Genomic DNA, 13930 nt, shown 5'->3' with positions numbered 1-13930 from the left:
TTTATCTTTTTTCAATTTAAGATAGGGCCAATATATTCAGTTCGTTAATTAATAAGTTAGTTATTTAAAATAAAATTTTGAGGTTGATATGTCAGAAATAGTTAAAATCATCGCACGTGAAATTATGGATTCTCGTGGTAACCCTACAGTTGAAGTAGATGTTCGTCTTGCTGGCGGTGCTTTCGGTCGTGCTTGTGCTCCATCTGGTGCATCAACAGGCTCTCGCGAAGCACTTGAGTTACGTGATGGTGATAAAGCTCGTTATCTAGGTAAAGGTGTTTTAAATGCCGTGGCTGCTGTGAATGATACTATCGCCCCAGCTCTTATCGGTAAAAATGCACTAGAGCAAGCTGAACTTGATCAACTTATGATTGACCTTGATGGCACAGAAAATAAAGAAAAATTTGGTGCTAATGCTATTTTAGCCGTGTCTCTTGCTGTAGCTAAAGCTGCTGCTAATGCAAAAGGCGTTGAGCTTTACGAACACATTGCTGATTTAAATGGTACTCCTGGTGTTTACAGCTTGCCTGTACCTATGATGAATATCATCAATGGTGGTGAGCATGCAGACAACAATGTTGATATTCAAGAATTCATGATCCAACCAGTTGGCGCTCCTAACTTTAGCGAAGCACTTCGTATGGGTGCTGAGATTTTCCACGCACTTAAAAAAGTATTATCAGCTAAGGGCTTAAATACTGCTGTTGGCGATGAAGGTGGTTTTGCACCTAACTTAGAATCAAATGCTGATGCATTAGCTGTTATTAAAGAAGCGGTTGCAGCTTCTGGTTACGAGCTTGGCAAAGACATTACCTTAGCGATGGATTGTGCGGCTTCTGAGTTTTATGATGCAGATAAAAACATCTACGACCTTAAAGGTGAAGGTAAGCAGTTTACATCAAATGGCTTCTCTGATTTCTTAGGTGAGCTATGTAAAGAATATCCAATTGTATCAATTGAAGATGGTTTAGATGAGTCAGATTGGGATGGTTTCAAATACCAAACTGATTTATTAGGTGACAAGGTTCAAATCGTTGGTGATGACTTATTCGTAACTAATACTAAGATTTTACAACGTGGTATTGATAACGGTATTGCTAATTCTATCTTAATCAAGTTTAACCAAATCGGTTCTTTAACTGAAACATTAAACGCAATACGCATGGCGAAAGAAGCTGGCTACACAGCGGTTATCTCTCACCGTAGTGGTGAGACTGAAGATGCAACAATTGCTGATTTAGCGGTTGGTACTGCTGCAGGCCAAATTAAAACGGGTTCATTATGTCGTTCTGACCGTGTATCTAAGTACAATCAATTATTACGTATTGAAGAGTTCTTAGGTGACAAAGCTGTTTACAATGGTCGTAGTGAAATCAAAGGCCAATAAACTTTAGTTACACAAGTATCTGAGTAAAAACATAAAATTATAAAAGCCACTCTTTCGAGTGGCTTTTTTTATGTTATTATTTAACCATATTGGCTATTTTTTGTTTATTACGGACTTTGTATTACCCTAATGGCTCACGATTTACTTTCACATTCATCTATGCAATCAACACAGTTCTCTGAGCTGTGCAATGCTATGTATGAAAGGGAAGTAATGCTTTTGGCAAATGCTAATTTTAGTGATGTAAAACAAATTCAAAATAGGCTAAAAAGCCTGTCTCATTATATCAAGCGCACTGCGACTTCTATGTTAGCGTTAGAGTCTCCTTTGTTGTTAGATTTACAAAATGCGAGCTGGACGATGAAGCAAGCTAAGCAATTACCCATTGCAGAACAAGCTACTATAGAAGTACAAAACTGGTATATGAAAAATCCACCTGTACTAGGTTTAATCGTACCTGTGCTTGTTAAGAATGGCGCAACGTCAAGGATTATCATTGATTGTGTTGATCGCGTAGATATCGATAACTCACGTTTTCGGACTAATTATTGTGGCTGGTTTAATTATCAGCAAGACAGTATGAACGATGACAAAAGTATTATACTTTTAAAGCCTAATAAAAAAGTATTAACAGCAGCTTGTAGCGGGCACCAGTGGCAAGGTAATAATAAAACGCAACCAATTACTCTGTCATTAAGGGAGCTTTTATTGTCCTGTCAGATCAATTGGCGTAATTTACGCGCACCTATCCCTTTAAATGTTAGTGTTTTTTAAATAGAATAGAGTATACCAAGTTGAATGATTAACTAATTAAATTGGTATAAACAATAGCCTGTGTATAAGCGCTGCTATAAATTATAATAACTAAAAAGTATTCTTAACCATGCGGATCATTACGGTCATCTTAATAGTGTTTTTAGTCCTGCTACAGTATCGTCTGTGGTTTGGCAAAAACAGTGTGCCTGACTATTTCGCCCTAAAAGAAAACGTCGCTTTGCAACTTACCCAAAATGAAAAACTTCAGCAGCGTAATAAGTTAATTTATGCAGATATTCACGATCTCAAAAATGGCTTACAAGCCGTTGAAGAAAGAGCGAGAAATGAATTAGGTATGATAAAAGAAAATGAAACTTTTTTCCGTGTGATCCCTAATGACGAATAAACCAGACTTTGACTCTTCAACACAGCAATTTTCTGTTGTAGTTCCTGCTGCTGGAATTGGTAAGCGGATGCAAACAGATTGCCCAAAACAATATTTAAAAATTGGCACAAAGTGCATTATTGAACACACCATAAGCCGACTGTTATCGCACCCGAAAATTAAAAATGTGATTGTCGCATTAGCTGAGCATGACAATGTATTTGCAAAGCTAGCGATAGCAAATAATCCAAATGTAAAGTCTGTGGTTGGCGGTAAAGAGCGAAGTGATTCGGTACTTGCTGGCTTACGTGCGATTAATAATGAAAACTGGGTGTTAGTTCATGATGCCGCACGCCCTTGTATTACCCATGCCGATATCAATCAACTAATAACGTTTTGTATTGATAATGACAAAGGTGCAATACTTGCTACTCCGGTGAGAGATACTATGAAACGTACCTCAACTAGTGGCCAAATACAGCATACTGAAAATAGAGATAACCTGTGGCATGCGCAAACACCACAAATGTTTAACCATGCACAATTACAATCATCACTAGAGCAAGCGCTGGCTAATAACATTGCTATCACCGATGAAGCATCTGCTATAGAAAACTCTGGTGCGCCAAGTTATGTGGTTGAAGGTAGAGAAGATAACATCAAAATAACCCGCCCATCTGATTTGAATTTAGCGGCGTTTATTCTTGAGCAACAAAAGGAAATCTCATGCGTATAGGTCATGGTTTTGACGTACATAAGTTTGGTGGCAATGGGCCAATTGTCCTTGCTGGCGTTGAAATAGAGCATCCTCAAGGATTTATCGCGCATTCTGATGGGGATGTGGCCATTCATGCATTATGCGATGCGATTCTTGGCGCGTTGTGTTTGGCCGATATTGGTAATCACTTTCCTGATACTGATGCTGACTATGAAAATATTTCTAGCCGGATATTACTCGGGCACGTTGTTGATTTAATGCACAAGCGTAATCATGAAATTGGCAATGTTGATATCACTATCGTAGCCCAAGCGCCTAAAGTTGCCCCATATTTGTTTAGTATGCGTGAGATACTCGCGCAAGATTTACAAACCAGTATCGACAACGTTAATGTTAAGGCAACCACCACAGAAAAACTCGGCTTTGAAGGTCGTAAAGAGGGCGTTTCTGTCCATGCGGTGGCATTACTTAAACAGGCTAATAATTAATGACTATAGCGATGACTGAATTACCCTACCTACATGGTAAGCCTGTGAGTAAAGGCTTACTAAGAAGTAAGGTAGAAGATTTTAAAGTATTTGAAAAGCTACCCTTTGAGCCAAGTGGTGAAGGTGAGCATTTAATTATTCATATCCGTAAAACCGGTGCAAATACTTTATTTGTTGCTAGGCAATTAGCTAAATACTTTAAAGTTAAAGAAGCATTAGTTTCATATGCAGGCTTAAAAGATAGAAACGCGGTAACAGAGCAATATTTTGGTATTCATGTCCCAGGTAAAACAGAATATGACTTATCTGATTTAGCCATCGAAGGTGTCGAAGTTCTCAGTTATCAGCGTCACAATAAAAAATTGAAAAATGGCGCATTAACCGGCAATTATTTTGAATTAACCCTACGAGAGGTTACTGAGCCAGAAGCTTTACGTAGACGTTTTGTCGATGTGGTAGAGCAAGGCGTACCTAATTACTTTGGTGAACAGCGCTTTGGTATCGATGGCAATAATATTCTTGCTGCAAAGGAATTATTTGCAGGTAAAAAGATTAAAGATAAAAAGAAAAGAGGTTTTTATCTGTCTGCAGCTCGCTCATTCATATTTAATGCAATTGTTGCTGAAAGAATTGCATTAAAGAAATTTGCTCAGCCTCTAGCTGGTGATGTGTTTATGCTAGCGGGTAGCCGATCGGTTTTCCAATCAGAGGTTATTGATGATGAGATCCTTAACCGATTAGCGACTAAAGATATTGATATCAGCGCGCCACTTTGGGGAGCGGGAGAGTCTTTAGCAAAAGATCAGGCATTAGCTCTGGAGCAATCTATTGCTAGTAAATATGATGATTTAGCCACAGGTTTAGGACGTTTTGGCTTAAAACAAGAACGCCGTAAAGTCAGTTTGCAAATAAGCGAAGCTCGTTTACAAATTGAAGGTGATACAGCTATTATTAGCTTTTTCTTACCCGCTGGTTGTTTCGCAACCACAGTTCTTAAAGAATTAATCGATTATACCGATAATTCACAACCTGTTGTAGCGAGCTAATTTATATGAAAATTTTAGTAAGTAACGATGACGGGGTTAATGCTTTAGGTATAAAAGTACTTAATGATGAATTACAAAAACTTGCTAGCACTTTGGTTATTGCACCTGATAGAAACTGCAGTGGTGCAAGTAACTCATTAACATTAACTAATCCGCTACGTATTGAAACTCTTGAAAATGGTTTTGTATCAGTTAATGGTACGCCAACAGACTGTGTTCATTTGGGCATAAGTCAATTATTCGATGGCACACCGGATCTAGTTGTTGCCGGTATTAATAAAGGTGCCAATTTAGGCGATGACGTTTTATATTCAGGTACCGTCGCTGCAGCAACGGAAGGGCGTCATATGGGATTACCTGCAATCGCGGTATCACTAGTTAGTAAAGATTGTGTGCATTACAATACCGCTGCAATGGTTACAGCAAAAGTGATAGCAAGGCTGCAAAGTCATCCTTTACCTAGTGATCAAATATTAAATATTAATGTTCCTGATTTACCTATCGAAGAGTTAAAAGGGATTTTAGTAACACGCTTAGGTAACCGTCATAAAGCAGAAACAATGACTAAAACCAGCGATCCTTGGGGCCGAGATATTTATTGGTATGGCACCTTAGGAAGTGAACAAGATAGCGGTGAAGGCACAGACTTTCACGCAATAAGCAATGGCTACGCATCAGTAACGCCACTAACCGTAGATATGACCGCATATAATAGTATGGGGCAAATGAAAGAATGGATGAGTGAACTCGTATTATGAGATTAGGACAAAGTATTAGTGGCAAATCACAACGCAGTGGTGAGTTATTAGCACAACAGCTATACGCAAGTGGCATAAGAGATGTAAAAGTATTACAAGCAATTGCTAATACACCTAGACATACTTTTGTACCAGAAATCTTGGCACATAAAGCATACGATAATACCGCATTACCTATAGGTCAGGGACAAACCATCTCACAGCCTTATATTGTAGCTAAGATGACCGAGCTTATTCTTGCTGATAACAGCAATGACAACGTTTTAGAAATTGGTACAGGATCTGGCTATCAAACATCAATTTTAGCCCAGCTATTTAATAAGGTTTATACCGTTGAGCGGATAAAGTCTTTGCAGTGGCAGGCGAAAAGACGTTTACAAAAAATAGATCTTCATAACATTTCGATGAAGCATGGCGATGGTTGGAAAGGTTGGGCCAATAAAGGGCCTTACCAAGCTATTATTGTTACTGCTGCAGCGAGTGAAATACCGCAAGAATTATTAAATCAGTTAGATGAAGGTGGCAAATTAATTATCCCGGTGGGCGAGCAGTCGCAAGTATTAAAGCTTATTCGCCGTCAAGGTGATAGTTTTATTAAAGAAAGAATTGAAGCAGTACGTTTTGTTCCATTAGTGCCAGGTGAATTATTGTGAAAATCTTTAGCAAATTATATGTATGGACAATGGAATGGGCAGAGCATAAATTTGCACCTGCAGTATTAGCAGTATTAACATTTGCTGAATCTGTTTTCTTTCCAATCCCGCCAGATGTTTTATTGGCACCTATGGTACTTTCAAAGCCACAACGTGCTTGGCAATTAGCGACACTAACGACGGTTTCATCCGTTATCGGTGGTGTAGTGGGCTATTTGTTAGGTTATTGGATGTTTGAACCCGTTATCCAGCCGCTTTTAATTGAATTTAACTATATGGATAAATTTGAGCATGCCATGGCTTGGTTTAACGAATATGGTGTGTGGGTAGTATTTATTGCTGGCTTTTCACCTATTCCGTATAAGGTGTTTACCTTAAGCGCTGGATTCTTACATATGCTATTTATTCCATTTTTAATTGCATCTACTATTGGGCGTGGACTTAGGTTCTTTTTAGTAGCAGGCCTGATCAAATGGGGTGGTGCGCCAATGGAGAAGAAGATCAGAAGCAGTGTTGATATTATCGGCTGGGCGATTGTTGTACTAATCGCCATATTGTATGTTATCTATAAGTAAAAATATTATATAAATCAATGGAATCGACTATAGGGAAGGGCAAATTTAAAATTATAGTATTAATGTTAATCGCATTAATACTAACTGGCTGTGCAGAGCGCAGTAAGCCAGCCCCTGTCGTTTCTTTAACTAACTCATCGAGTAATTATTCACCAAGCAAAACTACAATCTCAGGTAGTAGCTATAAAGTTAAATCCGGTGAAACATTATATTCAATAGCTTGGCGTTCAGGACAAGACACAAGAACGTTAGCAAACCTTAATAATTTAAAACCACCATATAAAATTTTTGTGGGACAAACTTTGCAGTTAAAACCTAAAGTTACTAAAACTGCGAGCTCTAGCCCAAAACAGAATAAAAGCACTAATAATAGTGTAAAAAATACTCAAAAAAGTGGTAGCAAAAATGTTGCAAAACAAAAAACACAGGAGTATGGTGAAGATAGTGGCGGAAAATTCACCGGTGTAAAGGTGCCTTCTCTGACACAAAAAGTGAAAAAGTGGGTGTGGCCAGTAAAAGGCAAAATCATATCTAATTTTTCTAGCGCAGCCCAGGGTAATAAAGGTATTGATATTGCTGGTAATAAAGGCACATCAATAAAAGCCGCAGCAGATGGCTTAATTGTTTACGCTGGTAATGCATTACGTGGTTACGGAAATTTAATAATAATAAAGCATAATGATGATTATCTAAGTGCTTATGCTCATAACGATACATTGCTGGTAAAAGAGCAGCAAACCGTTAAAGCAAACCAAGTAATAGCAAAAATGGGCAACACAGGTACCAACAGGACTATGTTGCACTTTGAAATACGATTTAGGGGTAAATCGGTAAATCCAAAAAGGTATTTACCGTAGTGATAATTAATTTTAGTAAAGAGGCGTGTACGTGATAATTCGATAAAAAGTTCCGGTTAGTATTGGGAGATATGTATGGATAAAATAAAAGAAGCAGTTGTACCTGGTAACACAGCAGTAGACACTAAAGAAAATGTAGATGCTGTTATTTCTGAAGAGACAACATCAAACTTAGATGCTACTCAAATGTATTTAAGTGAGATTGGATTTTCACCATTGTTAACTGCCGAAGAAGAAGTATATTTTTCACGAAAAGCATTAAAAGGTTGTGAAGCATCTCGATCGAGAATGATCGAAAGTAACCTAAGGCTTGTTGTTAAAATTGCACGAAGATACAATAATCGTGGTTTACCATTACTAGACTTAATCGAAGAAGGCAATCTAGGCCTGATCAGAGCCGTAGAGAAATTTGACCCAGAACGTGGTTTTAGATTTTCAACCTATGCAACATGGTGGATTCGTCAAACTATTGAACGTGCCATTATGAATCAAACACGCACCATTCGTTTACCTATCCATGTAGTTAAAGAATTAAATGTTTACTTACGAGCAGCTCGTGAGCTGATACAAACACTTGATCATGAACCTACCGCAGATGATATTGCCAAAAAGCTTGATGTGCCTGTAGCTGATGTAAGCAAAATGCTTAAATTGAATGAGCGTATCACTTCTGTTGATACCCCTTTTGCCGGCGATTCTGAAAAAGCATTATTAGATGTTATTGCCGATGAAAAGAGTAAAGGTCCAGAGTCAGACTTACAAAACGGTGATATTAAGCAAAATATTGTGCACTGGTTAAATGAGTTAAATTCTAAGCAGCGTGAGGTTCTTGCACGTCGCTTTGGCTTACTTGGCTATGAACCTGCAACATTAGAAGATGTTGGCACCGAAATTGGCTTAACCCGTGAACGTGTTAGACAAATTCAAGTAGAAGCGTTAAAACGCTTACGTGATATTTTATCAGCACAAAACTTATCGATTGAAGCGTTATTCCAAGCGTAATAATTTATTAATTAGAATTAAAAAACCAGCTAACATTAGCTGGTTTTTTTATGGTTTAAATATTTTTTAAGTAACAGTGAAACTAGAAAACTAGAAAACTAGAGCTGCTGCTTTAATTTAAATAATAAATCTAAGGCTTGTTTTGCGCTTAAATCATTCTCATCAATAGATTTTAATTGCTCAACTACTGGATGATCGCTATGAAATAAGTCTATTTGCTCAACAGCTGCTACAGGGTTAACAATTGTAGGGCTCTGATTGTTTTCTAGCTCTGATAATCGGTGTTTAGCACGATTAATAACGGATTTAGGAACACCGGCTAATTGAGCCACTTGTAAACCAAAGCTCTTACTTGCCGCACCTTCTTGTACTGCATGCATAAACACTATCGTATCATCATGCTCTATCGCATCTAAGTGGACGTTGGCTAATGTCGGCATTTGCTCTGCAAGGGCAGTCATTTCAAAGTAATGAGTAGCGAATAAGGTAAATGCATTGGTTTTAGTTGCTAAATATTCTGCGCAAGCCCATGCAAGTGATAAACCATCATAGGTACTAGTACCACGGCCAATTTCATCAAGTAATACTAATGAGTTTGCTGTTGCATTATGTAAGATATTTGCTGTTTCGGTCATTTCCACCATAAAAGTTGAGCGACCGCTAGCTAAGTCATCAGACGCACCAATACGGGTAAAGATTCTATCGACAATTCCTATTTCGGCGCTTTCTACCGGAACAAAACTACCAATATGGGCAAGTAAAGTGATTAAAGCTGTTTGCCTCATATAGGTTGATTTACCACCCATATTAGGCCCAGTTATTATCAACATTTTTCTTTTATCTGATAACTCAACCGGGTTGGCTATAAATGCTGAATCAGTAACTTGCTCTACCACAGGGTGTCTACCTGCTGAAATATGTATGCCAGGTGTTTTAGTTAATTTAGGCTTTTGATAATTTAGCGTTAAAGCTCTTTCGGCAAGACAATTTAATACATCAATCGTTGCAATAGCATCAGAACAAACTTGCAATGCTTCAATGCTTGGCGCTAATAGATCAAATAGTTGTTCGTATAAACGCTTTTCAAGAGCTAGGTATTTACTTTGCGCTGAAAGCACTTTTTCTTCATGCGACTTTAATTCCTCGGTGATAAAACGCTCATTATTTTTTAAAGTCTGACGACGAATATATTCAGCTGGAACATCAACTGCGGCACTGCGACTCATTTCAATAAAGAAGCCATGAACTTTGTTATAACCGACTTTTAAAGAAGATATTCCTGTTTTGTCACGCTCTCGTTGCTCTAACTCTGCTAAAAAGTTGCTGGCACCTTGGCTTAAATCACGTAACTCATCAAGCTCTGCATTATAACCAGGAGCTAATACGCCACCATCTCTGATCAATACCGGCGGATTATCAACGATTGCTGTACTGAGCAATAATTGTAGTTCTGGCATAGGTAAGCTTTGATTAGCTAACTCTGCAATATATGGCTGCGTGGTAAGACCTAATAAATTTTGTAGCTCAGGTAATTGCGTTAAGGCATTACGAAGACGAGCAAAATCTCTTGGTCTGGCACTGCGCAATGCGATACGGGCGATGATACGTTCGATATCGCCAATAGTTTTAATTAAATCATGTAAATCTTGATGAAGATCTTCATCAATTATTGCTGAGATTGCATTTTGACGATTAGATAATTCTTCAATATTTCTTAGTGGGAAATGCAACCAACGCTTTAATAAACGAGAGCCCATTGGAGCTGCTGTTTTATCAAGTACAGAGGCTAAAGTATTTTCATAACCGCCAGCAAGGTTTTGGGTGATTTCTAAATTTCTGCGAGTCGCAGCATCAAGTATTACTCCTTCTGCATATGCTTGAGCTTTAATGTTGCGAATATGCGGTAGGGCACTACGCTGTGTATCTTTTACATATTGTATTAAACAACCCGCTGCACAAAGACCTAGTGGTAGGTCATCGACACCAAAACCGGTAAGTTCTTTGGTACCGAACTGAGTATTAAGTAATTTAATTGAGGTCGCTAAATCAAACTCCCAATCAGGTCGTCTTCTTGTACCCTTATAAGGCGCTAATAAATCAATATGTTCAAAAGATTCAGGATATAACAGCTCGGCAGGCGATAATCTTTGTAACTCTGCTTGCAGTTGCTCAACAGTATTTGGTTGGCAAATAATAAAACGACCACTACTCATATCTAAATAAGCAATACCGAAGCCTTCTTTGTGCTGATAAACGCTTACTAGTAAGTTATCTTGCCTATCATTAAGTAAAGCTTCATCAGATACTGTTCCAGGGGTGATCACTCGTACAACTTTACGCTCTACAGGCCCTTTACTTGTTGCAGGGTCACCAATTTGTTCACAAAGAGCAACTGACTCACCCATTTGCACTAAGCGGGCTAAATAATTCTCGACAGCATGATAAGGTACGCCAGCCATTGGAATCGCATTACCACCGCTTTTGCCTCTGGCTGTTAATGATATATCGAGTAGATCCGATGCTTTTTTAGCATCATCAAAAAATAGTTCGTAAAAATCACCCATTCGATAAAATAATAAAGTATGTGGGAATTCAGCTTTAATTTTTAGATACTGACGCATCATTGGTGTGTGAGCTGATTGTGCTAGAAGATCGTTTGTCATTGATTAACTTAATTATTTATATTTTTAATATATTGAATTTTAGCTAAGTGAACTCTATTTCTAGTTAGCTAAAATTATCTAAGAAATTGATGGTAAAATAATATCATTGATTAGGCAAAGAGTGTTGCAATTAATAAAAGTATTTTACCTAGAAAAACTACTGTATAAAGGCGTGATAAAATAAATAAAAACTACTGTATAAGTACTGTTTAGTTCAATATTTAAACTATGGTATATAAAAATTTTAAAAAATATATTCTTTATTTATCAATTAGTTAATGTATTTATTTTGTTTTTTTATAAAAAAAATAATTAACAGGTATTGATACTGTACGATTATACAGTATACTTAGCTCATCAAAACAATATAACTAAGCAAGATTCTGGAGAAACAAATGGACGCGAACAAAGAAAAGGCGTTATCAGCAGCCCTAGGCCAAATCGAAAGACAATTTGGTAAAGGTTCAATCATGAAGTTAGGTGATAACCGCAGCATGGATGTTGAAACAATCTCAACAGGCTCTCTTGCATTAGATGTTGCCTTAGGTGCTGGCGGTTTACCAATGGGTCGTGTTGTTGAAATATACGGACCAGAATCAAGTGGTAAAACAACACTTACATTAGAAGTAATCGCTGAAGCGCAACGTAATGGTAAAGTTTGTGCCTTCGTTGATGCAGAGCACGCTTTAGACCCTATTTATGCAGAAAAGCTAGGTGTTAACATTAATGAATTATTAGTGTCGCAACCAGATACTGGTGAGCAAGCACTTGAAATTGTTGACATGTTAAGCCGCTCTGGCGCTGTAGATGTTATCGTTGTTGACTCTGTAGCGGCACTTACACCGAAAGCTGAAATTGAAGGTGACATGGGCGATAGCCATATGGGTTTACAAGCTCGTATGTTGTCACAAGCAATGCGTAAATTAACCGGTAATCTTAAGCAAACAAATACTATGCTTATTTTTATCAACCAAATTCGTATGAAAATTGGTGTTATGTTTGGTAACCCAGAAACGACAACTGGTGGTAACGCTCTTAAATTCTACGCATCGGTACGTTTAGATATACGTCGTATTGGCGCAGTGAAAGAAGGTGATGAGATCACTGGTAACGAAACACGCGTTAAAGTTGTTAAAAACAAAATTGCACCACCATTTAAACAAGCTGAATTCCAAATACTTTACGGTCAAGGCATCAATAGCTTAGGCGAGTTAATTGACTTAGGCGTTAAGCACAAATTAGTTGAAAAAGCCGGTGCTTGGTACAGCTGTGGTAAAGAGCGTATTGGTCAAGGTAAAGCGAATGCAAGTAAATACCTTGCTGAACATCCTGAAATGGCGAAAGACTTAGATACACGTTTAAGAGGTTTATTATTAACTTCGGCGACAGTAACATCTGAGGCAGATGAAGCTGAATTAGAAGCAGAGAAGTAATAATTTAATTTACTTTAGTAGAATGCATACAAGCTTTAAAATAATAAAACCGCTTATGATAAATAAGCGGTTTTTTATTTTTATAGGGGACTTTAAATTTGTTTAAGTGGTAATTGTTCACCAGATAAAGTTAAACGTGATTTTTTATCCCCTTGAATAAGTAATAACTCACCATAAACTCCCTTTTTAATTGAGCTGTCTATGGCAATAACTTTACCATTAAAGTGACTTTCTATTTGTGGCATAGAAGTATGTCCAACAATTATGCTACTCACTGAAAAATGTTTTAATAAAGAATCTATTTGTGCAACGCTCGCTTTCGGCTCTCTAAAGTAACCTCGATACCAAATAGGTCCATTAGTTTTATGTAAATAAGTTGCTAGTTCAGAACGATCATTTGCCAATTCATTTTTAACTAAATTGTTAACGAAAACTTCATTTACTTGTGCAAGTGTTAATTTCTGCTGAACAAGGTCTGGATGAAATCCACCATGAGCAAATAATTGAGAATTAATTTTTACTAGTACATTTTTACTTCGTAACCATTGCCCTAAAACGCTGTCTTTGCTGTAAAGTTTTGCAAAGGGGGTGTTTAGCATCACTGAAACTTTTTCATATTTATTATGCAGATATCTAAGGTCCCCGTTTAGCACCATAACTTCATGGTTACCTAAAAGTAAATGAATATTACCACTGGCTTTTTTAGCTTGTTGTTCAAGCTTATAGAGTAACCATAATATCTCCGTGACTTTGTCGCCACGGTCGAATACATCTCCAGTAATGACTAAATGACCATTACCAAAATTCCAGTTATATTCTTGATCAATAACATTATTATTAACTAATAAATCCAACATTAAATCATATTGGCCGTGAAAGTCACTTACTGCAATCACATCAAAGTTGCCTTGATAAATTAGGGGGGATCTAACATGTTCCGATAAAACTGATGTAGTTTTATTAAACTGATTAAAACAACGATTAGTATCTAAACTTTTAAGTAGTGAATTTTTAACAACAGCCCCGTTACAAATTGCATTAACAGCAAGTTTACTATCAGCGTAACTAATGTATGGACCATCGGAAATTGTATTTGTTGTAGCAGCTAAAGCTACAGTTGTTGTGCAAACCAATAACAATACAGAGGGGATTATTTTTTGTGAAATAAAGTTCATTTTATAAAGCGCCAACATAATTAGTAAATTATGC

General features: G+C 37.4%; 14 protein-coding genes. 12 read left to right on the top strand and 2 right to left on the bottom strand.

The features are described from left to right. The first annotated feature begins 88 nt into the window (after positions 1-88). The 11 genes from eno to rpoS all read left to right on the top strand — a co-directional run bounded on the left by eno (position 89) and on the right by rpoS (position 8625). Complete coding sequence (gene eno, locus FNN08_RS09385) at positions 89-1387, top strand: phosphopyruvate hydratase (protein ID WP_143585084.1); 1299 nt, start codon at positions 89-91, stop codon at positions 1385-1387. A gap of 129 nt (positions 1388-1516) precedes the next feature. Beyond that, complete coding sequence (locus tag FNN08_RS09380; protein WP_143585082.1) at positions 1517-2161, top strand: hypothetical protein; 645 nt, start codon at positions 1517-1519, stop codon at positions 2159-2161. 109 nt (positions 2162-2270) lie between these two features. Next, the gene (gene ftsB, locus FNN08_RS09375) at positions 2271-2549 is read left to right on the top strand and encodes a cell division protein FtsB (protein WP_143585080.1); all 279 of its coding nucleotides are present in this window, start codon (positions 2271-2273) and stop codon (positions 2547-2549) included. Further along, complete coding sequence (ispD, locus tag FNN08_RS09370) at positions 2539-3264, top strand: 2-C-methyl-D-erythritol 4-phosphate cytidylyltransferase (protein WP_143585078.1); 726 nt, start codon at positions 2539-2541, stop codon at positions 3262-3264. Before ftsB ends, ispD begins: the two co-directional genes overlap by 11 nt. After that, positions 3255-3734 (top strand): 2-C-methyl-D-erythritol 2,4-cyclodiphosphate synthase, encoded by a 480-nt coding sequence (ispF, locus tag FNN08_RS09365; RefSeq protein WP_143585076.1) that lies wholly within the window; start codon positions 3255-3257, stop codon positions 3732-3734. Before ispD ends, ispF begins: the two co-directional genes overlap by 10 nt. Next, positions 3734-4780, top strand: coding sequence for a tRNA pseudouridine(13) synthase TruD (gene truD / locus FNN08_RS09360; RefSeq protein ID WP_260679308.1), 1047 nt, complete (start codon positions 3734-3736; stop codon positions 4778-4780). Before ispF ends, truD begins: the two co-directional genes overlap by 1 nt. A 5-nt stretch (positions 4781-4785) precedes the next feature. Continuing rightward, on the top strand, positions 4786-5538 hold the full coding sequence (surE, locus tag FNN08_RS09355; protein ID WP_143585074.1) for a 5'/3'-nucleotidase SurE: 753 nt from the start codon (positions 4786-4788) through the stop codon (positions 5536-5538). After that, on the top strand, positions 5535-6191 hold the full coding sequence (locus tag FNN08_RS09350; RefSeq protein ID WP_143585072.1) for a protein-L-isoaspartate(D-aspartate) O-methyltransferase: 657 nt from the start codon (positions 5535-5537) through the stop codon (positions 6189-6191). The genes surE and FNN08_RS09350 overlap by 4 nt, the downstream gene beginning before the upstream one ends. Continuing rightward, positions 6188-6766 carry a YqaA family protein gene (locus FNN08_RS09345; protein ID WP_143585069.1) on the top strand — a complete coding sequence of 193 codons (579 nt, stop codon included), beginning with the start codon at positions 6188-6190 and terminating at the stop codon, positions 6764-6766. Before FNN08_RS09350 ends, FNN08_RS09345 begins: the two co-directional genes overlap by 4 nt. 62 nt (positions 6767-6828) lie before the next feature. Beyond that, positions 6829-7623 carry a peptidoglycan DD-metalloendopeptidase family protein gene (locus FNN08_RS09340; protein ID WP_260679307.1) on the top strand — a complete coding sequence of 265 codons (795 nt, stop codon included), beginning with the start codon at positions 6829-6831 and terminating at the stop codon, positions 7621-7623. 75 nt (positions 7624-7698) lie between these two features. Then, positions 7699-8625, top strand: coding sequence for an RNA polymerase sigma factor RpoS (gene rpoS, locus FNN08_RS09335; protein WP_143585065.1), 927 nt, complete (start codon positions 7699-7701; stop codon positions 8623-8625). Positions 8626-8723: 98 nt separating this feature from the next. Here the strand turns inward: rpoS and mutS are convergent, their stop codons facing one another. Continuing rightward, positions 8724-11288, bottom strand: coding sequence for a DNA mismatch repair protein MutS (gene mutS / locus FNN08_RS09330; protein WP_143585063.1), 2565 nt, complete (start codon positions 11286-11288; stop codon positions 8724-8726). A 395-nt stretch (positions 11289-11683) separates the two neighbouring features. On the opposite strand from mutS, the gene recA reads away from it, so the two are divergent. Further along, the gene (gene recA / locus FNN08_RS09325; protein ID WP_143585061.1) at positions 11684-12721 is read left to right on the top strand and encodes a recombinase RecA; all 1038 of its coding nucleotides are present in this window, start codon (positions 11684-11686) and stop codon (positions 12719-12721) included. Positions 12722-12813: 92 nt separating this feature from the next. Here the strand turns inward: recA and FNN08_RS09320 are convergent, their stop codons facing one another. Then, positions 12814-13896: a metallophosphoesterase gene (locus tag FNN08_RS09320; RefSeq protein WP_260679306.1), complete on the bottom strand. Its 1083-nt coding sequence runs from the start codon at positions 13894-13896 to the stop codon at positions 12814-12816. Positions 13897-13930: the final 34 nt, after the last annotated feature.

This window comes from Thalassomonas sp. M1454, from assembly GCF_007097525.1.
Taxonomy (GTDB): domain Bacteria; phylum Pseudomonadota; class Gammaproteobacteria; order Enterobacterales; family Alteromonadaceae; genus Thalassotalea_A.
This window is presented reverse-complemented; position numbering and strand designations above follow the sequence as displayed.

Excerpts from the sequence above, each read along its gene's own strand:
- recA (WP_143585061.1), top strand. The coding sequence starts at position 11,684 with ATGGACGCGAACAAAGAAAAGGCGTTATCAGCAGCCCTAGGCCAAATC.
- truD (WP_260679308.1), top strand. The coding sequence starts at position 3,734 with ATGACTATAGCGATGACTGAATTACCCTACCTACATGGTAAGCCTGTG.
- FNN08_RS09380 (WP_143585082.1), top strand. The coding sequence starts at position 1,517 with ATGGCTCACGATTTACTTTCACATTCATCTATGCAATCAACACAGTTC.
- eno (WP_143585084.1), top strand. The coding sequence starts at position 89 with ATGTCAGAAATAGTTAAAATCATCGCACGTGAAATTATGGATTCTCGT.
- surE (WP_143585074.1), top strand. The coding sequence starts at position 4,786 with ATGAAAATTTTAGTAAGTAACGATGACGGGGTTAATGCTTTAGGTATA.
- ispD (WP_143585078.1), top strand. The coding sequence starts at position 2,539 with ATGACGAATAAACCAGACTTTGACTCTTCAACACAGCAATTTTCTGTT.
- FNN08_RS09320 (WP_260679306.1), bottom strand. The coding sequence starts at position 13,896 with ATGAACTTTATTTCACAAAAAATAATCCCCTCTGTATTGTTATTGGTT.
- ftsB (WP_143585080.1), top strand. The coding sequence starts at position 2,271 with ATGCGGATCATTACGGTCATCTTAATAGTGTTTTTAGTCCTGCTACAG.
- ispF (WP_143585076.1), top strand. The coding sequence starts at position 3,255 with ATGCGTATAGGTCATGGTTTTGACGTACATAAGTTTGGTGGCAATGGG.
- rpoS (WP_143585065.1), top strand. The coding sequence starts at position 7,699 with ATGGATAAAATAAAAGAAGCAGTTGTACCTGGTAACACAGCAGTAGAC.
- mutS (WP_143585063.1), bottom strand. The coding sequence starts at position 11,288 with ATGACAAACGATCTTCTAGCACAATCAGCTCACACACCAATGATGCGT.
- FNN08_RS09340 (WP_260679307.1), top strand. The coding sequence starts at position 6,829 with ATGTTAATCGCATTAATACTAACTGGCTGTGCAGAGCGCAGTAAGCCA.
- FNN08_RS09350 (WP_143585072.1), top strand. The coding sequence starts at position 5,535 with ATGAGATTAGGACAAAGTATTAGTGGCAAATCACAACGCAGTGGTGAG.